Source organism: Photobacterium atrarenae, from assembly GCF_024380015.1.
Lineage (GTDB): Bacteria > Pseudomonadota > Gammaproteobacteria > Enterobacterales > Vibrionaceae > Photobacterium > Photobacterium atrarenae.
On sequence record NZ_CP101508.1, the window covers coordinates 606,305 to 625,194 of the forward strand.

Consider the following 18,890-nt stretch of genomic DNA (forward strand, 5'->3'; position numbering starts at 1 on the left):
TGCTGGGCTGTTACCGAATATAATAAACAATGAGAGGACGCAGCTTGCTTAAGCAACGTATTATTACCGCGCTCATCCTCGCGCCGTTAGTCATTGCAGGGATTTTCTACCTTCCTTTTCCTGCGTTTGTCTTTGCATTAGCGGCAGTGACTTTGGCCGGTTTCTGGGAATGGACGCAGTTTGTTGATGCTAAATCGCGTTGGGGCGCGATGTTAGTCCCTACTTTGGTGCTGGGGGGAACCATGATGTGGTTGCCGCTGGATGTCGCCACACTTTCTCAATTGGCTCCGCCGCATCAGTCTATGCTGTTGGTGGGGGGGATTTGGTGGCTGGTGGCGTCGCTGCTGGCAATGACTTATCCGTCCAGCGCCACGCTTTGGTCAAAAGCTACCTCGTTAAAATACCTTTTCGGGCTGTTGACCTTAATTCCTTTTTTCTGGGGCGTGCTGATGCTGCGTGCCGTCAATTATGCCGAGTCGCCGTATCACGGGGCCAAGCTGGTACTCCTGGTGTGTATTTTGGTTTGGGCTGCGGATACCGGCGCCTACTTTACCGGCAAGCGTTTCGGAAAGCGGAAAATGGCACCGTCGGTTAGTCCGAACAAGACGGTTGAAGGGTTGATTGGGGGCGCGACGCTGGCTGTGGTCGTGACCTGGGGCAGTGCAGCCCTGATGGATATCCCATTTGTGAGCGTGGGCAGCTTGTTGCTGATTTCGGTGATCACTGTGATGGCGTCTGTACTCGGTGATTTGGTCGAGAGTATGTTTAAGCGTGCCGCTGGCGTCAAAGACAGCGGGAATCTTCTGCCGGGCCACGGCGGGATCCTGGATCGTATCGACAGCCTGACTGCCGCCCTACCTGTTTTTGCTTTGTTCTATCTTTGGCTAGTATGATGAGCGATAGTCGGCCGGGGCGGAGAACCGCTAATATACGGTTCTCCGCCCCGGCCGGCGTCGACGCTCTGCGCCTGGCAACTCCCCGTGTTTTTGAGCAGCCTGAAGGCTGCTTTTTACAGTGAAATGTAAGTGATTTTATGCGTAAGTTAACGATTCTTGGTGCGACCGGATCTATTGGCGGGAGCACGTTAGCAGTAGCGGCCCAGAACCCGGAGCTGTTTGAAGTGGTGGCGTTGGCGGCCGGGACAAACTGCGACAAAATGTTTGAGCTCTGCCGGCAATGGCGGCCGAAGTATGCGGTGATGGCATCAGAGTCGGCGGCTGCAACGCTGAGACATCAATTGAATCAGCATCACTTACCGACTGAGGTGCTGGCCGGAGTCGATGGCATGTGCCAAGTGGCGGCTCTTGATGAAGTGGATACGGTGATGGCGGCGATTGTGGGGGCGGCTGGGTTATTGCCGACCATGGCCGCGGTTCGCGCCGGTAAACGGATCCTGCTGGCCAATAAAGAAGCTCTGGTGATGTCGGGGCAGCTGTTTATCGACGCCTGCCGGGCCAGCGGCGCTGAGCTGCTGCCGGTCGACAGCGAGCACAATGCGATTTTCCAGAGCTTGCCGGCGCAAGTGCAGCAGAGCCTGGGCCACTGTGATCTGGCTGCGCACGGGATTCGTAAAATTCTGCTGACTGGCTCCGGCGGCCCGTTCCGCTATACCGATGTCAGTGAACTGGCCACCGTCACTCCGGCGATGGCGATTGCTCACCCGAACTGGTCCATGGGGCCCAAGATTTCCGTTGATTCGGCCACTATGATGAACAAGGGGCTTGAATACATTGAAGCGCGCTGGTTGTTCAATGCCACGCGCGAGCAGATGGATGTTATTATCCATCCCCAGTCGGTGATCCACTCGATGGTGCAGTATAAAGACGGCTCAGTGCTGGCGCAGATGGGGCTACCGGATATGCGCACCCCAATCGCCTGCGCGATGTCCTATCCTGAAAGGGTAGATGCTGGCGTGGCGCCGCTCGATTTCAGTCAAATCGGTGAGTTCACCTTCCTTCAGCCTGATTTTTCCCGCTATCCGTGTCTGAAGCTGGCCATGGATGCCTGTTACAGCGGTCAGGCTGCTACCACGGCGCTCAATGCTGCCAACGAAGTTGCTGTAGCCGCCTTCTTGGATCATCAGCTCACGTTTACGGACATTGCCCGGGTGAACCAACAGGTTCTGGAGCTGGCGCAAATGACGGAGCCGACTGACTTGGAAAGCGTGATTGAGCTGGATAGAATGGCGCGTATTTTGGCTCGGGAAGTGATTGGTAAGGTATCGCTATGATGGGTGTATTGTGGAACCTGGGCGCGTTTTTAGTTGCCCTCGGAATTTTGATTGCCGTCCATGAATATGGTCATTTCTGGGTCGCCCGGCGTTGCGGCGTTTATGTTGAGCGCTTCTCGATTGGCTTTGGCCGCGCGCTGTGGCGCAGAGTCGGTAAAGACGGTACGGAGTACACCCTGGCGATGATCCCGCTGGGTGGTTATGTGAAAATGCTCGACGGCCGGGTTGATGAGGTTCCGCCTGAAAAGCGGCACCTGGCGTTTAATCACAAACCGCTGTGGCAGCGCAGCGCCATCGTGGCTGCTGGTCCGCTGGCTAATTTCCTGTTTGCAATTTTTGCCTACTGGGTCGTCTATCTGATTGGGGTGCCGGCAGTGCGTCCGGTGGTGGGCGAGGTTGCTCCGCAGTCGATTGCGGCCGAGGCAGGAATTCGTAGCGGAATGGAACTAAAATCCATTTCGGGAATCCAAACCGCTGATTGGGAATCGGCTAACATGGCGATGATTTCCCATATCGGTGATCAGGAAATGGTGATCACGGTTGCTGAGCCGGATGGTGGTTTTGCGACTCGTCGGACACTGGATTTGAGTTCATGGTCGTTTGATCCGGAACGTGAGCAAGTCCTGACTTCGCTGGGGATCACGCCGTATTCCCCGCCGATCACTTTAGAAATTGCTCGGCTGGTTGAAGGGGGGGCAGCCCTGGCGGCCGGATTACAGCTTAAGGATCACATTGTGGCGATTGAGCGGGCGCCGGTCACTGAGTGGCAGCAGGTGGTGGAGGCCGTGCGTTCCCACCCGCAGCAGGCGTTGGCACTGACAGTTCGTCGAGACGGACAGACTGTGCCGGTGACGCTGATCCCGGACAGCAAAACATTAGCGGACGGGCAAGTGATTGGTTATGCCGGTTTTGCCCCGAAAGTTGAGCCGTGGCCGGAATCCTACCGGATCAATTTGCAATACGGTCCGATTACGGCAGTAGGTAAAGCGGCTGAAAAAACTTGGCAGCTGGTGACCCTGACCTTTGATATGGTCACCAAGCTGGTAACGGGGGACGTTGCCATTAAAAACCTCAGCGGGCCGATTTCCATCGCCAAAGGCGCGGGGATGACAGCCGATTACGGGGTGGTTTACTTTCTGGGGTTCCTGGCGCTCATCAGTGTCAACCTGGGGATTGTGAATCTGTTACCGCTGCCAGTGCTGGATGGTGGACACTTGATGTTTTTCGCCATCGAAGCGGTAACGCGTCGTCCTGTTTCTGAACGTGTTCAGGAGATAGGCTACAGAGTGGGATCAGCCATTTTGGTTGCGTTAATGGCCGTTGCGCTATTTAACGACTTTGCCCGCCTTTAAGCAGTGCATAAGCGCGATATTTAGCAAGGAATAATCAGAACACTAATGGCGATAAAAAAATTATTGGTCGCATCACTGATACTCGGTAGTAGTGTTGCGCAGAGCGCGGAACAATTTGTAGTTGAAGACATTCGTTTTGAGGGCTTGCAGCGCGTCACCTTGGGGGCGGCTTTGTTGGCCATGCCGGTCCGGGTTGGGGATGGCGTGGATGAGCGTGATATCTCGGAAGTGATTCAATCGCTTTTTGCCTCCGGTAACTTTGAAGATATCCAGGTGTTCCGCGATGGAGATACGCTGCTGGTGAAAGTGCTGGAGCGTCCGACGATTGCCAGTATTACTTTCTCCGGTAACAAGGCGATCAAAGAAGAGCAGCTCAAGGAAAACTTAGATGCGTCGCGGATCTCGGTGGGCGAAGCCCTGGATCGCACCACCCTGAGTAAAATCGAAAAAGGACTGGAAGACTTTTATTACAGTGTCGGTAAATACAATGCGACGGTGAAAGCTGTGGTGACGCCGTTGCCACGCAACCGGGCTGATCTGAAATTTGTCTTTACCGAAGGCGTCTCGGCCAAAATTCAGCAAATTAACTTTATCGGCAATACCGTGTTTACCGATGAAGAACTCCAGGACAAATTTAACCTCCAGGCCGAAGTACCATGGTGGAACTTCCTGGCAGATGAAAAATATCAGAAACAAGTGCTGGCCGGCGATTTGGAAATCCTGCGCTCGCAGTACCTGAATAACGGTTACCTCAAGTACAAACTGGAATCGACCCAGGTGGCGATTTCCCCGGATAAGAAAGGGGTCTATATCACCCTCAAAATCCATGAAGGGGAGCAGTACCGGGTCGAGGATGTCAGCTTCCGTGGCAACCTGATGGACAAAGGCGATGAGCTCGAAAGCCTGGTAACCATCAAGGCCGGTGAAGTTTACAATGGTGCCAAGGTGACGGCACTGGAAGAAGCGGTCAAGCGCAAGCTGGGTGAGCTCGGTTATGCTTACCCGCAGGTGAGCACGATTCCGAATTTTGACGATGATAGCCAGCAGGTATCGTTGATCGTCAATGTCGATCCGGGTAAACGGATTTATGTGCGTAATATCGGCTTTTCCGGAAACGTTTCGACCAAAGATGAAGTGCTGCGCCGGGAAATGCGCCAGATGGAAGGCAGCTGGCTGAACTCTAAATCGGTCGAGCGCGGTAAGGAGCGTCTGAACCGGACCGGTTTCTTTGAAACCGTGGATGTTCAGACGGTTCGGGTACCGGGGACCGATGATCAGGTCGATCTGCAATACACCGTGAAGGAAGCCAATGCGGGAAACATTAATTTCGGCATTGGTTACGGCACCGAATCCGGGATCAGCTTCCAGGCCGGGATCCAGCAGGATAACTTCCTCGGTACCGGGAATCGCTTCGGCATCAGCGCGATGATGAACGATTACCAGAAAAATATCAGTATGGAGTATCGTGATCCGTACTTCACGCTGGATGGTGTCAGCCTGGGCGGCAAGGTGTACTACAACGAGTTCGAAGCCTCGGATGCCAATATTTCGGACTATACCAACCAAAGTTACGGCACCAGCCTGACCTGGGGGTTCCCGTATGATGAGCTGAACTTTTTCGAGTTCGGCCTGGGCTATGATCACAACAAGATCTCCAACACTCAGGAGTATTACCAGATCGAGAAATTCAAAGCCATCCACGGTTTTGATCGCGGGGATAGCGTGATCGAACTGGATGACTTCGACTGGTCAGTGTCCTGGACCCGCAACAACCTTAACCGGGGTTATTTCCCGACCGCCGGAAATCACCAGCGGGCGTCGTTCCGGATGACGGTTCCGGGCTCAGATGCCCAGTACTTCAAAGCGCAGTACAACGTGCGTCAGTACTATCCGCTGGATGAAGACCACCATTTCAGCCTGCTGCTGCGCGGTAAGCTGGGCTATGGGAATGGTTACGGCACCACCGACAACGGCAGCGATCACCTGTTGCCGTTCTATGAAAACTTCTACGCTGGCGGTTTCTCAACCTTGCGTGGTTTCCGCTCGAATACCGTGGGCCCTAAAGCGGTTTATGTCAGCGGTTGTCCGACCGGCGGTATTGGCGGCGGCGGCAATAACAGCTGTGCAACCGGGACCGATGATGCCGCAGGCGGTAACGCCGTGGCGTTGGCCAGTGTCGAGCTGATCGTCCCGACTCCGTTTGCTTCGGAGGAAGCCCAGAACCAGCTGCGGACCAGTGTGTTTGTCGATGCGGGAACCGTGTGGGACACCGAATATGATCTGACGGACGATGATGGGAGATTCTTGAATGATTACTCCGATCCATCACTGATCCGGGCATCTTATGGTGCAGCATTGCAATGGATGTCGCCGATGGGGCCGTTGGTGTTCTCGATTGCCCGCCCAATCAAGAAATACGAAGGCGATGATGAAGAGTTCTTTACCTTCACTATCGGTCGCACATTCTAATCAATTAAGGAGAGTCTTTTGAAACAGTGGATTAAAGCGGCAGGCCTGAGCCTGGTGATCATTTCTTCATCAATGTATGCGCATGCCGCGGAAGCTGCGCAAAAAGTCGGCTATGTCGCAACTGGTCAGGCTATGGCTCAGCTGGCAAAACGGTATAATGTGCCGCAAAAGCTGCGTAGTGAGTTTAAAGATCGCATTGATGAGCTACGTGGGATTGAAAGTCGCATGAAGGGCAAAGTCGATAAGCTCAAGCGTGACGGCGAGCTGATGAGCGCTGCCGATCGCACCAAGCTGCAGCGTGAGATGGCGGCACTGGAGTCTGATTATAAGCTGAAGGCCAAGGCGCTGGCTGAAGATCAACGCCGTCGCGGCGCTGAGGAAGAGCAGAAGCTGGTCCAGAAAATCCGTAAAGCCATTCAGGATGTGGCTAAGCGTGAAGGCTATGATCTGGTGCTAGATGCCAATGCCGTGCTGCATGCGAGCCCGAAAGATGACTTGTCTTCCAAAGTAATTGCTGCGGTGAAATAAGCGCAGCATTACGCCTTGCAGGCAGTGAAAGCGATTAAAGTCGAAAGCGGATGGTGACCACCGGTGGCCATCCCTTTCGCTTTGCTGTTTCTGGGGACCTGCGGGTCGTCGCTCACTGCGAAACCATGACAAAAATTTAAGGTAACACATGGCTGGAATTACTCTTGCTGAAATAGCAACGAAACTGGGGGCAGAGCTACGCGGAGATGGCGCTGTCAGCATTGAATCGATCGCGGGCACCAACCAGGCCGGGCAGGGCGATATTACGTTTTTGTCGAGTAGTAAGTACCGCAAGCACCTGGCCGAATGCCAGGCTTCAGCAGTGATCCTGAAAGAAGCGGACCTGCCTTATTTTGACGGTAATGCGCTGGTGATGAACGACCCGTACCTGGGTTATGCCCGGGTTGCTCAACTGCTGGATACCACGCCGGCTGCGGCGAGCGAGATTGCCCCAAGCGCCTTTGTTGCCGATGATGTGGTACTGGGTGAAGGTGTGGCGATCGGCCACAATGCCGTAATTGAATCCGGTGCCAAGATTGGGGACCACGCCCAGATTGGCCCGGGTTGTTTTGTCGGTAAAAATGCCGAGATTGGCGCGCGAACCAAAATCTGGGCCAATGTGAGCATTTACCATAACGTGGTACTGGGCAGTGACTGTCTGGTCCAGTCCGGGACCGTGATCGGTGCGGACGGCTTCGGGTACGCTAACGACAAAGGCGAGTGGGTCAAGATCCCGCAATTGGGGACGGTACGGATCGGCAGCCGGGTTGAGATTGGTGCCTGTACCACGATTGATCGCGGCGCCCTGGAAGACACCATCATCGAAGATAACGTGATTATCGATAACCAGATGCAAATTGCCCATAACGTGCAGATTGGATACGGCACCGCGATGGCGGGCGGCACGATTGTGGCCGGCAGTACCAAGATTGGCAAATACTGTATCATTGGCGGCGCTTCTGTGCTCAACGGTCACATTGAAATCGCTGATGGCGTGACGATTACCGGCATGGGCATGGTGATGCGTAGTATCGAAGAGAAAGGGATGTACTCCTCGGGGATCCCGCTGCAGCCGAATAAAGAATGGCGTAAGACCGCAGCGCGCACGATGAAGATTGACGAGATGAACAAGCGTCTCAAGGCGGTTGAGAAAAAGCTGGATGAGAACAGCTGAACGCGATAGATGAGATTGAACAGGTCCGCACACTCTGCGGATCTTTTTGCGGTAGAATAAGCCGATATTGACCTTTATTTAAGACAGGAATGCAGTTTTGACGAGCGAAAACAAGACGCTAAATATCACCGAGATTCAGGAACTCCTGCCTCACCGCTACCCGTTTCTGATGATTGATCGCGTGGCCCATTACGAAGAAGGGAAAACCCTGACCGCGATTAAGAATGTCTCGGTCAACGAGCCGCAATTTACCGGCCACTTCCCGAAGATGCCGGTTTTTCCGGGGGTGATGATCCTCGAAGCCATGGCTCAGGCGACCGGCCTGCTGGCATTCAAGACCTTCGGTGCTCCGGCTGAAAATGAACTGTATTACTTCGCCAGTATTGATAACGCCAAGTTCCGCAAGCCGGTGGGTCCGGGCGATCAACTGATCATTGAAGTGGAATTCCTGAAAGAGCGTCGTGGCATTGCTATGTTTAATGGGGTTGCCAAAGTTGATGGCGACGTGGTGTGCTCTGCCGAACTTAAATGTGCAAGACGAGAGTTTTCATGATTCACGAAACAGCCCAAATCCACCCGTCAGCAGTCGTCGAAGCCGGGGCCATTCTCGGTGCGAATGTGACCGTTGGCCCGTTTAGCTACATTGGCGCTGATGTCGAGATCGGTGAAGGGACAGAGATCATGTCCCATGTGGTCGTCAAAGGCCCGACCAAGATCGGTCGTGAGAACCGGATCTTCCAGTTCGCCTCGATTGGCGAAGAGTGTCAGGACCTGAAATATGCCGGTGAGCCGACCCGTCTGGAGATTGGCGATCGCAACACCATCCGTGAAAGCGTAACCATGCACCGCGGCACGGTGCAGGACAACGGGATCACCAAGGTAGGCAATGACAACTTGTTCATGATTAACGCCCACGTAGCACATGACTGCGTGGTCGGTGATCGCTGTATTTTTGCCAATAACGCGACTTTGGCTGGCCACGTGACTGTGGGCAACCACGCGATTGTCGGCGGGATGTCAGCCATTCACCAGTTCTGCACCATCGGTGATCACTGCATGCTGGGCGGCGGCTCGATTGTGGTTCAGGATGTGCCGCCGTATGTGATGGCACAGGGGAACCACTGTGCGCCGTTTGGTATCAACGTCGAAGGCCTCAAGCGCCGTGGCTTTGAAAAAGAAGAGATCAAAGCCATCCGTGCGGTATACAAGGCACTTTATCGTTCAGGCAAGACCCTGGCGGAAGTGAAGCCGGAAATCGAAGCACTGGCGAAAACCCATGCGGCAGTGCAACGGTTTGTCGACTTTTTCGAGCAATCAACGCGCGGAATCATTCGCTGAATATGACCAAGCCACTTCGAATTGGAATTGTCGCCGGGGAAATCTCCGGCGATATTTTAGGGGCCGGATTTATCCAGGCGATCAGACAGGAGTACCCGGACGCCGAGTTTGTCGGCATCGCCGGCCCGCGGATGCAGGCCGCCGGGTGTGAAACCCTGTTTGACATGGAGGAGCTGGCGGTGATGGGGATTGTTGAAGTCCTCGGCCGGTTGCCGCGCCTGCTGAAAGTCAAAGCCGAGCTGGTGAAGTATTTCAGTGATAACCCGCCGGATGTATTTGTCGGTATTGATGCCCCGGACTTTAATCTGCGCCTGGAGCGCGACTTAAAGCAGCGCGGGATCAAAACCGTGCATTACGTCAGCCCGTCGGTTTGGGCCTGGCGCCAGAAGCGGATCTTCAAGATTGAGGCTGCCACCAACCTGGTGCTGGCATTCCTGCCGTTCGAGAAGGCGTTCTACGACAAATTTAATGTCCCGTGTGAGTTTGTCGGCCATACCATGGCCGATGCGATCCCGCTGGAAACCGATCAGCGGGCGGCACAGGACCTGCTGGGACTCGATCGCAGCAAACGCTGGCTGGCGGTATTGCCCGGCAGCCGGGGCAGCGAGATGGGCATGCTGGCCGCGCCGTTTATCGAAACCTGCAAGCTGCTCAAGCAACAGCATCCGGATCTCGGATTTGTGGTGGCGCTGGTCAACCAGAAGCGCCGGGAGCAGTTTGAGCAGGCCTGGCGCGAAACCGCCCCGGAGCTGGACTTTGTGCTGGTGGATGATACCGCCCGCAATGTCATGATTGCTTCGGATGCGGTGCTGCTGGCTTCCGGAACCGTGGCGCTCGAGTGTATGCTGGTCAAACGACCGATGGTGGTGGGCTACAAGGTCAAACCACTGACCGCCTGGCTGGCCAAGCGAATGCTGAAAACCAAGTATGTCTCGCTGGCCAATATTCTGGCCGATCGCGAGCTGGTGCCCGAATTGTTGCAGGACGACTGCGTGCCGGAGAAGCTGTGCCGTGAAGTGGAGCGTTTTTTGAGTTCAGACAACAGTGCGCTGATGGCTGAGTTTTCCCGTCTGCATCAGTTGATCAAATGCGATGCAGACCGACAGGCCGCAGCAGCGGTGCTGAAATTGATAGGCAAGTAAATGGCAACACCTTTGGAACCTTTTGAATACCCGGCGGCTGACTGTATTGCCGGCGTCGATGAAGTCGGTCGCGGGCCCTTGGTCGGCGCTGTGGTGACGGCGGCGGTCATTTTGGATCCGGCCAACCCGATTGTCGGGTTGACGGATTCAAAGAAACTGAGCGAGAAAAAGCGCAACGCCTTGTTTGATGAGATCAAGGAAAAGGCCCTGGCCTGGTCCCTGGGGCGCTGTGAGCCGGAAGAGATTGACCAGCTTAATATTTTGCAGGCCACCATGGTGGCGATGCAGCGGGCGGTCACTGGCCTGTCGGTCGAGCCGGACTTTGTTCTGGTTGACGGCAATAAGGTCCCGCAGTTGCCGATGGCGGCCCAGGCGGTGGTGAAAGGCGATTTGCGGGTGGCGGAGATCAGTGCCGCCTCGATCCTGGCCAAAGTGACTCGGGATCGGGAAATGGAAGCGCTGGATGCCCAGTACCCGGATTACGGTTTTGCCCAGCATAAAGGCTACCCGACCAAGGCTCATTTCGAGGCTCTGGAAAAGCTTGGCGCAATTGACCAGCACCGAAAGAGCTTCAAACCGGTCAAGCGCATCCTGGGCATTGACTGATTTTCCCGCAGGACGTCGCCCCATCGCTGAGGCATTCGCCACGTGTGCGTGGTGTCTTGTCCGATAGCACCACATGCGGTGATGCGCGGCGTCCTTTAGGCTATAATCCTCGCTTAACGATTTAAATATTTATCATATTTGGTTAGTCATGGCTGAACCTCGCTTTATTCATCTTCGTGTCCACAGTGATTTCTCAATGGTTGACGGCCTGTCAAAGGTCCCGCCGCTGGTCAAAAAAGTCGCCGCGATGGGCATGCCGGCCATGGCGCTGACCGACTTTACCAACCTGTGTGGGCTGGTGAAGTTTTACAATGCTGCCCATGGCGCCGGGATGAAACCCATCATCGGGGCGGACTTTAAAGTCCGCTCAGACGAAATGGGTGATGACCTGACAGACCTGACGATTCTGGCGGCAGACAATGACGGCTACCGCAACCTGACCTTGTTGATCTCAGAAGCCTACCAGCGCGGCCATATCCAGCACCTGCCGGTGATCGACAAGGAATGGCTGGTCGAGCACCGTCAGGGGTTGATCCTGCTCTCCGGCGGCAAACGGGGTGATGTTGGCCAGGCTTTGCTCAAAGGCAACCAGAAAATGGCCGAGCGTCTGGTGTCGTTTTACCAGGCGCACTTTCCCGACAGTTATTATCTGGAGCTGACCCGGACCGGTCGCCCGGATGAAGAAGCCTATCTGCACTTTGCGATTGAACTGGCCGAGCAAATGGCCTTGCCGGTGGTGGCGACCAACGATGTGCGCTTTATCTCGCCGGATCAGTTTGATGCCCACTCGATTCGGGTGGCGATCCATGACGGCTACACCCTGGCCGATCCGAACCGGCCGCAGCTGTACAGCGCTCAGCAATATCTGCGCAGCGAAGAAGAAATGTGCGAGCTGTTTGCTGATATTCCGGAAGCATTGGAAAACAGCGTCGAAATTGCCAAGCGGTGTAACGTGACCGTGCGGTTGAATGAATACTTCCTGCCGAACTTCCCGACCGGGGATCTGAGTACCGAAGATTTCCTGATCAAAAAGTCCAAAGAGGGCCTTGAACGACGTCTGGCCTTCCTGTTTCCGGATGAAGAAGAGCGCCAGCAGCGCCGTCCGGAATATGATGAGCGCCTCGATATCGAGCTGGAAGTGATTAACCAGATGGGGTTTCCGGGCTACTTCCTGATCGTGATGGAGTTTATCCAGTGGTCGAAGGATAACGGGATCCCGGTCGGACCGGGCCGGGGCTCTGGTGCCGGCTCCCTGGTGGCTTACGCGCTGGATATCACGGATCTGGATCCGCTCGAATTCGACCTGCTGTTCGAACGTTTCCTCAACCCGGAGCGGGTCTCCATGCCCGATTTCGATATCGACTTCTGTATGGACAAGCGGGATCTGGTGATCGACCACGTGGCTGAAATGTACGGCCGGGATGCGGTGTCCCAGATCATCACCTTCGGCACCATGGCGGCTAAGGCAGTGATCCGTGATGTTGGCCGGGTGCTGGGTCACCCGTACGGATTTGTCGACCGGATCTCCAAATTGGTACCGGCTGAGCCAGGGATGACCCTGGCCAAGGCGTTTGAGGCTGAGCCGCAGTTACAGGAGTCGTATGACGCGGACGAGGAAGTCCGGGATCTGATCGATATGTGCCGGGTGCTGGAAGGGGTGACCCGAAACGCCGGGAAACACGCCGGTGGGGTCGTGATTTCACCCACCACCATTACCGACTTTGCGCCGCTGTACTGCGACGCTGAAGGCCACCACCCGGTGACCCAGTTCGACAAGAACGACGTTGAAACCGCCGGGCTGGTCAAATTCGACTTCCTCGGCCTGCGAACCCTGACTATTATCGACTGGGCGCTGGGGATGGTGAACCCACGTCTGGAAGCGCAGGGCAAGCCGCCGGTGAACATTGCTGCGATCCCGATGGATGACGCAAAATCTTTCGCCATGCTGCAGCGATCGGAGTCCACTGCGGTGTTCCAGCTCGAATCGCGCGGGATGAAAGATCTGATCAAGCGTCTCCAGCCGGACTGCTTTGAAGACATGATCGCCCTGGTGGCGTTGTTCCGTCCGGGGCCACTGCAATCGGGCATGGTTGATAACTTCATTGATCGGAAGCACGGCCGAGAGGCGGTGTCGTATCCGGATGAAAAGTGGCAACACGAATCGCTGAAAGAGATCCTTGAGCCGACCTACGGCATCATCCTGTATCAGGAGCAGGTGATGCAGATCGCCCAGGTGCTGGCCGGTTATACCCTGGGTGGTGCGGATTTGCTGCGCCGGGCGATGGGTAAGAAAAAACCGGAAGAGATGGCCAAGCAACGGGCGATTTTCGAAGAAGGTGCGATCAAGAACGGCGTCGACGGCGAGCTGGCGATGCGGATCTTCGACCTGGTTGAGAAATTTGCCGGGTATGGTTTCAACAAATCCCACTCCGCAGCCTACGCGCTGGTGTCGTATCAGACGCTGTGGCTCAAGGCGCACTATCCGGCTGAATTCATGGCGGCGGTGATGACTGCCGATATGGATAATACCGATAAGATCGTCGGCCTGGTAGACGAGTGCCACCGGATGAAGCTCGAGCTGCTGCCGCCGGATGTCAACAAGGGGCTGTATCGCTTTAACGTTGATGATAACGGCGCCATTGTATACGGCATCGGTGCGGTGAAAGGGGTCGGTGAAGCGCCGATTGAGAATATTATTGCTGCCCGCGAGAAAGGCGGCCACTTTAAAGATCTGTTTGATTTCTGTGCCCGGATTGACACCAAGAAAGTCAACAAGCGGGTGCTGGAGCGGCTGATCAAGTGTGGCGCCATGGATCGCCTGGGCCCGAACCGGGCGGCGATGATGGCCTCGCTGGATGATGCGATTAAAGCGGCGAGCCAGCATCACCAGGCTGAAGCCTTCGGCCAGACCGATATGTTTGGGGTCCTGACCGAAGCGCCGGAAGAAGTCGAGCACGCCTATGCCAATATTCCGGAGTGGCCCGAGAAAGTCTGGCTCGAAGGCGAGCGCGAAACCCTCGGCCTGTATCTGACCGGGCACCCGATCAACGCTTATGTCCCGGAACTCAAGCACTACACGACCTGGCGCTTGAAGGACGCCCACCCGACCGGGCGGGATAAAGTGGTGACGGTTGCCGGGCTGGTGATTGCCGCCCGGGTGATGACCACCAAGCGCGGTACCCGGATTGGCCTGCTGAGCCTGGACGACCGTTCCGGGCGGATGGAAGTGATGTTATTTTCCGATGCGCTGGAAAGATACCTAGATTTGGTCGAGAAAGATCGCATTTTGGTCGTTTCCGGACAGGTCAGCTTTGATGATTTTAACGGTGGCCTTAAAATGTCGGCGCGAGAAGTGCTTGATATCTCAGAAGCCAGAGAAAAGCATTTGCGAGGTCTTGCCATCTCTGTGACGGAGAGGCAAATTGATGAACAGTTTTTTGAGCGTTTCAGCAAAGTGCTGGAGCCGCACCGCGCAGGTACTGTGCCGGTAAATATGTACTATCAGCGCTCTGATGCGCGCGCCAAATTGACCCTCGGGACCGAGTGGCGCGTCACCCCGGCCGATCAGCTAATTACTGATCTCAAAGTCTTGCTGGGTGAAAAGCAGGTAGAGCTTGAGTTTAATTAAATGTGCCCATACTTATTGTGCAATAGCCAATAAGCGTGAGCCAAAGGATTGAAGTGGTATGAGCCTGAACTTCCTTGAGTTTGAACAGCCGATTGCGGAACTAGAAGCCAAAATTGAAGCCCTGCGCGAGGTATCGCGCCGTGAAGAATCAGCATCGGTTGATCTGGATAAAGAGATTGAACAACTGGAAAAGAAAAGCCTGGAGCTGACCAAGAAAATCTTTGGTGATCTCGGGGCCTGGCAGGTTGCTCAGTTAGCCCGTCATCCACAGCGTCCGTACACTTTTGACTACGTCGAACAGATGTTTACTGAGTTCGATGAGCTGGCCGGTGATCGTGCGTTTGCGGATGACAAGGCCCTGGTCGGTGGTATTGCGCGCCTGGAAGGGCGTCCGGTGATGGTGATTGGCCACCAGAAAGGTCGTGAAACCAAAGAGAAAGTGAAGCGTAACTTCGGGATGCCGAAGCCGGAAGGGTACCGCAAAGCGCTGCGTCTGATGAAAATGGCTGAGCGTTTCAAGATGCCGATCATTACCTTCATTGATACGGCGGGTGCCTACCCGGGCGTGGACGCGGAAGAGCGGGGTCAGTCGGAAGCGATTGCCACCAACCTTAAAGAGATGGCAGGCTTGACGGTGCCGGTGATCTGTAACGTGGTTGGTGAGGGCGGCTCCGGCGGCGCACTGGCAATTGGTGTCGGGGATTGTGTCAACATGCTGCAATACTCGACCTACTCAGTGATCTCGCCGGAAGGCTGTGCGTCAATTCTGTGGCGTGACTCCGACAAGGCGCCGCAGGCTGCGGAAGCGATGGGCATGACGGCTGATCGTCTGAAAGAGCTGAACCTGATCGATAATATTATTGATGAGCCGCTGGGCGGCGCTCACCGTAATGTGGTTGAAATGTCTGAGAACCTGAAAAAGCAAATTCTGGCGACGCTGGAAGAGCTGGATGGGTTGGATACAGAAGCCCTGCTGGAGCGCCGCTACCAGCGTCTGCTGAGCTACGGTTACTGCTAATCGCTCAGTCAATTCACAGACTTTGAAAACGGATCACCTTCGGGTGATCCGTTTTTTTTTCGCTATCACTCTGGTATAAGTGCTTCACTTCCATTGAACTGAATTCTCTCATGCTGTATTCCCGACTCACTGCATTTCTTCAGCCCTACTGTCAGCGTCCGCGTCGCTTTGTCCTGGCCCTCAGCGGCGGGTTGGACTCCCGGGTGTTGCTGGATCTGATGGGGCAGTTTATCCGTCAGCATCCCCTGCATCAGTGTCAGGTGGTCCATGTCCATCATGGGTTGAGTCCCAATGCCGATACCTGGCTGACGCGCTGTCGCGACTGGAGTGCGCAGGCCGGCCTGGCGTTTGCGGCGGAGCATGTCACCGTCCAGCAGGGGACCCGGCTAAGCGTTGAACAACAAGCCCGGGAGCAGCGCTATCAGGCGCTGGCCCGGCATGTTCAGTCCGGGGATCTGCTGCTGACGGCCCAGCATGCCGATGACCAGCTCGAGACTTTTCTGCTGGCGCTCAAGCGGGGCAGCGGCCCTGCCGGCCTTGCGGCGATGGCACCGGAGAGTTCCTTTGGCGAGGGGGTGCACCTGCGGCCGCTGTTGAGCACCACCCGGGCAGAGATGGAAACCTATGCGGATGCAAAAGGTCTGGCCTGGGTGGAAGATGAGAGCAACCGGAATACCCGTTATGATCGGAACTTCTTACGCCACGAGATCACCCCGGCGCTGGTGGCACGCTGGCCGGGGGTACGCAAGTCTGTGGCGCGCAGCGCAGCCCTGTGTGGTGAGCAGGAAGCGCTGCTCGAAGAGTTGCTGGCCGACCGGCTGGCACAGGCGGTTCAGGCAGACGGCAGCCTGGCGATTGCCAAGCTCGGCTCGGAGCGAACAGGCAAGCAGCTGATCCGACTGTGGCTGCGCCAGCAGGACGTCTTGATGCCGACGCAGGCACAGCTGGCGCAGATCTGGCACAGTGTGGTTCAGGCCCGGGCTGATGCCAACCCGCAGCTTCGCTGGCATACGGTTGAAGTACGCCGCCACCGCCAGCATCTGTATCTGATCCGCCAGTGGCCGGACATTCGTCACTGGCAGCAGCCATGTGTGCTGGGTACTCCTTGTGCCTTGCCTCAGGGGCTCGGTACGGTGCTGTTGCAGCAGACTGCACAGGGGCAGCTCCGGCTTCCGGCCCCGGATGAGCCGGTGTCTGTACGCTTCAATCCGGAGGGAATTGAAGCCAGGCCCGTCGGCAGGGTGGGGCGGCGTAAACTGAAAAAACTGTTTCAGGAATATGGCGTTCCGAGCTGGAATCGCCGCCGGACACCGTTGATTTTTTATGGGGAGCAACTCGCGGCCGTTGCCGGATTATTTGTCGTTGAAGGGTTTCACGGTCAAGACTGTGACCTGACTTGGCATAATGATGTATTTCATGTGCAATGTTAGGTCAAAGAGTGCACAATTCTAACTGGCTGGTTTTTCATCGTAAATTAAAGCGGCCATCCATTTGAATAAACAGAATTATAAGAGGACACAATGAAAAAAGTTCTTGCAATAGCAGTGTTAGCAACCGTCATCTCAGCCCCGTCCCTGGCAGGGGATGCTGCCGCAGGGAAAGCCAAAGCCGCTGTTTGCGCAGCATGCCATGGCGCTGATGGTACGGCGATGATCCCAACTTACCCGAACCTCAAAGGCCAGAATGAGCAATATCTGGTGAGCGCGTTGAAAGCTTATAAAAATAAACAACGGACCGGTGGCATGGCGGCAGTGATGCAGCCGCAGGCTTCGATGCTGAGCGATACCGATATTGAGAATGTGGCCGCTTATTATGCTTCACTGAAATAATCTTTTTATCGGCCTATGGGCCAGCCGATGAAGAAAGCCGTTTCCCGTCAGGTGAAGCGGCTTTTTTATACCCGTCAGAGATAATTAAAAATCGGCCGAACCTGATATTTCTCGCTAGGTGGTGATGTTTTGTCCAGTCGGACACACTGGTGTTGATTCAAAAATAGGGATGGATTATTGTACTAGCACACTGATACGTTAGGGTGAGGGTTATGGCAGGAAACAGAGAACATTTTGGATCACGGATAGGGTTTGTGCTGGCAGCGGCCGGCGCTGCTGTCGGGTTGGGCAATATCTGGGGGTTTCCGACCCAGGCGGCCAGTAATGGTGGCGGCGCTTTCCTGCTGGTTTACTTGCTGATGATTCTGGTGGTGGCCTTTCCGATGCTGATAGTCGAGATGGCGATCGGCCGTCACGGCCAGGCCAACCCGATCGACAGTATGCGCAGCCTGTCGGACAATCCGGCGGCTAAAAAAGCCGGTGCTTTGGTGGGCTGGATTGGTCTGGCAGTACCGTCGCTGGTCCTGGCATTTTATAGCATTGTTGCGGGCTGGTTGATTTGCTTCATGCTGGCCGCCGTGACCGATATTATCGGCCTTCAGGAGGCGTCTGCGTGGTTAAAAGGTTTCTCGCCTTCACGTAACCTGTTTGGTGCGGTGATCTTTTACCTGCTGACCATTCTGATCGTCCAAAGTGGGGTGAAGCAGGGGATTGAAAAATGGTCCACGCGCTTAATGCCGGCACTGTTTGCACTGTTTGGTCTGTTATTTCTGTACATCATGACTCAGGACGGGGCGATAGAAGGTCTCAAGCACTACCTGGTGCCGGATTTCAGCATGGTGTTTGATCGCCAGTTGCTCCTGGCAGCGATGGGGCAGGGCTTCTTCTCACTGACCATTGGTGGCTGTTCGATGCTGATTTATGGCTCGTATCTGAGCAAGAAAGAGAGCCTGCCGAAAATGGCGCTGAGCGTTACCCTGGTGGACACGGCTGTCGCCTTTATTGCCGGCCTGGTGGTGTTGCCGGCGATGTTTGTGGCGATGAACAAAGGGGTGGCAATTTATGCCGAAGACGGCTCACTACTGAGCTCAGATACCCTGGTGTTCACTGTGCTACCAATGCTGTTTGACAGCCTGGGATTTGTTGGCCAGCTACTGGCGCTGGTTTTCTTTATCCTGATGACGATTGCCGCCCTGACGTCATCAATCTCGATGCTGGAGTGTCCGGTATCGTTGGTGAGTGAGCGCTTTGCTTTAGGCCGCAAGCCAACCAGCTGGTTGCTCGGTGGTGCGATTGCCCTGTTCAGCGTGGTGATTATTTTCAACTTCGGCGCCCTGTTCGGCCTGGTTGCCAAAGTGGCAACCCAATACTTCCAGCCGGTGGCGGCACTCCTGTTCACCCTGTTCGGTGGCTGGGTCTGGTCGCGTCACTCGAAGCTGAAAGAGCTCAGTGCCGGGAGCCCGGATCTGCAACACAGCCTGTTCTGGAAAATCTGGCCGCTCTACGTCAAGGTGGTGTGCCCGGTGCTGGTGGCGACGGTGCTGTACGCCTCTCTGGGATAAGCGGACTTGAACAT

At 55.4% G+C, this 18,890-nt stretch carries 15 protein-coding genes; all 15 read left to right on the plus strand.

Annotated elements, in window-relative coordinates:
* The first annotated feature begins 29 nt into the window (after nt 1-29).
* Complete coding sequence (locus tag NNL38_RS03025) at nt 30-893, plus strand: phosphatidate cytidylyltransferase (RefSeq protein WP_255389586.1); 864 nt, start codon at nt 30-32, stop codon at nt 891-893.
* A 140-nt stretch (nt 894-1,033) separates the two neighbouring features.
* Entirely contained in the window at nt 1,034-2,230 is a 1,197-nt protein-coding gene (gene ispC / locus NNL38_RS03030; RefSeq protein ID WP_255389587.1) for a 1-deoxy-D-xylulose-5-phosphate reductoisomerase, read from the plus strand.
* Nucleotides 2,227-3,582, plus strand: a complete 1,356-nt coding sequence (gene rseP / locus NNL38_RS03035; protein ID WP_255389588.1) for a sigma E protease regulator RseP — start codon at nt 2,227-2,229, stop codon at nt 3,580-3,582. The genes ispC and rseP overlap by 4 nt, the downstream gene beginning before the upstream one ends.
* Nucleotides 3,583-3,627: 45 nt before the next feature.
* Nucleotides 3,628-6,051, plus strand: a complete 2,424-nt coding sequence (gene bamA, locus NNL38_RS03040) for an outer membrane protein assembly factor BamA (protein ID WP_255389589.1) — start codon at nt 3,628-3,630, stop codon at nt 6,049-6,051.
* Nucleotides 6,052-6,069: 18 nt separating this feature from the next.
* Complete coding sequence (locus tag NNL38_RS03045) at nt 6,070-6,579, plus strand: OmpH family outer membrane protein (RefSeq protein ID WP_255389590.1); 510 nt, start codon at nt 6,070-6,072, stop codon at nt 6,577-6,579.
* A gap of 148 nt (nt 6,580-6,727) precedes the next feature.
* Nucleotides 6,728-7,753, plus strand: coding sequence for a UDP-3-O-(3-hydroxymyristoyl)glucosamine N-acyltransferase (gene lpxD, locus NNL38_RS03050; RefSeq protein ID WP_255389591.1), 1,026 nt, complete (start codon nt 6,728-6,730; stop codon nt 7,751-7,753).
* A 97-nt stretch (nt 7,754-7,850) separates the two neighbouring features.
* The gene (fabZ, locus tag NNL38_RS03055; RefSeq protein WP_255389592.1) at nt 7,851-8,306 is read left to right on the plus strand and encodes a 3-hydroxyacyl-ACP dehydratase FabZ; all 456 of its coding nucleotides are present in this window, start codon (nt 7,851-7,853) and stop codon (nt 8,304-8,306) included.
* Nucleotides 8,303-9,091: an acyl-ACP--UDP-N-acetylglucosamine O-acyltransferase gene (gene lpxA / locus NNL38_RS03060; protein WP_255389593.1), complete on the plus strand. Its 789-nt coding sequence runs from the start codon at nt 8,303-8,305 to the stop codon at nt 9,089-9,091. Before fabZ ends, lpxA begins: the two co-directional genes overlap by 4 nt.
* 2 nt (nt 9,092-9,093) lie before the next feature.
* Nucleotides 9,094-10,233, plus strand: coding sequence for a lipid-A-disaccharide synthase (gene lpxB / locus NNL38_RS03065; protein WP_255389594.1), 1,140 nt, complete (start codon nt 9,094-9,096; stop codon nt 10,231-10,233).
* The gene (gene rnhB, locus NNL38_RS03070) at nt 10,234-10,839 is read left to right on the plus strand and encodes a ribonuclease HII (protein WP_255389595.1); all 606 of its coding nucleotides are present in this window, start codon (nt 10,234-10,236) and stop codon (nt 10,837-10,839) included. It abuts the gene before it with no gap.
* 148 nt (nt 10,840-10,987) lie between these two features.
* Nucleotides 10,988-14,467, plus strand: a complete 3,480-nt coding sequence (gene dnaE / locus NNL38_RS03075; protein WP_255389596.1) for a DNA polymerase III subunit alpha — start codon at nt 10,988-10,990, stop codon at nt 14,465-14,467.
* A gap of 58 nt (nt 14,468-14,525) precedes the next feature.
* Complete coding sequence (accA, locus tag NNL38_RS03080) at nt 14,526-15,485, plus strand: acetyl-CoA carboxylase carboxyl transferase subunit alpha (RefSeq protein WP_255389597.1); 960 nt, start codon at nt 14,526-14,528, stop codon at nt 15,483-15,485.
* Between the two features lie 110 nt (nt 15,486-15,595).
* Entirely contained in the window at nt 15,596-16,915 is a 1,320-nt protein-coding gene (gene tilS, locus NNL38_RS03085; RefSeq protein WP_255389598.1) for a tRNA lysidine(34) synthetase TilS, read from the plus strand.
* Nucleotides 16,916-17,005: 90 nt separating this feature from the next.
* The gene (locus tag NNL38_RS03090; protein ID WP_255389599.1) at nt 17,006-17,314 is read left to right on the plus strand and encodes a c-type cytochrome; all 309 of its coding nucleotides are present in this window, start codon (nt 17,006-17,008) and stop codon (nt 17,312-17,314) included.
* Nucleotides 17,315-17,526: 212 nt separating this feature from the next.
* Nucleotides 17,527-18,876 (plus strand): sodium-dependent transporter, encoded by a 1,350-nt coding sequence (locus NNL38_RS03095; RefSeq protein ID WP_255389600.1) that lies wholly within the window; start codon nt 17,527-17,529, stop codon nt 18,874-18,876.
* The last annotated feature ends 14 nt before the right edge of the window (nt 18,877-18,890 follow it).

What these genes read in the sequence shown, in the direction of transcription:
- NNL38_RS03025 (WP_255389586.1), top strand. Translation starts at nt 30, where the DNA reads ATGAGAGGACGCAGCTTGCTTAAGCAACGTATTATTACCGCGCTCATC.
- ispC (WP_255389587.1), top strand. Translation starts at nt 1,034, where the DNA reads ATGCGTAAGTTAACGATTCTTGGTGCGACCGGATCTATTGGCGGGAGC.
- rseP (WP_255389588.1), top strand. Translation starts at nt 2,227, where the DNA reads ATGATGGGTGTATTGTGGAACCTGGGCGCGTTTTTAGTTGCCCTCGGA.
- bamA (WP_255389589.1), top strand. Translation starts at nt 3,628, where the DNA reads ATGGCGATAAAAAAATTATTGGTCGCATCACTGATACTCGGTAGTAGT.
- lpxD (WP_255389591.1), top strand. Translation starts at nt 6,728, where the DNA reads ATGGCTGGAATTACTCTTGCTGAAATAGCAACGAAACTGGGGGCAGAG.
- lpxA (WP_255389593.1), top strand. Translation starts at nt 8,303, where the DNA reads ATGATTCACGAAACAGCCCAAATCCACCCGTCAGCAGTCGTCGAAGCC.
- lpxB (WP_255389594.1), top strand. Translation starts at nt 9,094, where the DNA reads ATGACCAAGCCACTTCGAATTGGAATTGTCGCCGGGGAAATCTCCGGC.
- rnhB (WP_255389595.1), top strand. Translation starts at nt 10,234, where the DNA reads ATGGCAACACCTTTGGAACCTTTTGAATACCCGGCGGCTGACTGTATT.
- dnaE (WP_255389596.1), top strand. Translation starts at nt 10,988, where the DNA reads ATGGCTGAACCTCGCTTTATTCATCTTCGTGTCCACAGTGATTTCTCA.
- accA (WP_255389597.1), top strand. Translation starts at nt 14,526, where the DNA reads ATGAGCCTGAACTTCCTTGAGTTTGAACAGCCGATTGCGGAACTAGAA.
- tilS (WP_255389598.1), top strand. Translation starts at nt 15,596, where the DNA reads ATGCTGTATTCCCGACTCACTGCATTTCTTCAGCCCTACTGTCAGCGT.
- NNL38_RS03090 (WP_255389599.1), top strand. Translation starts at nt 17,006, where the DNA reads ATGAAAAAAGTTCTTGCAATAGCAGTGTTAGCAACCGTCATCTCAGCC.
- NNL38_RS03095 (WP_255389600.1), top strand. Translation starts at nt 17,527, where the DNA reads ATGGCAGGAAACAGAGAACATTTTGGATCACGGATAGGGTTTGTGCTG.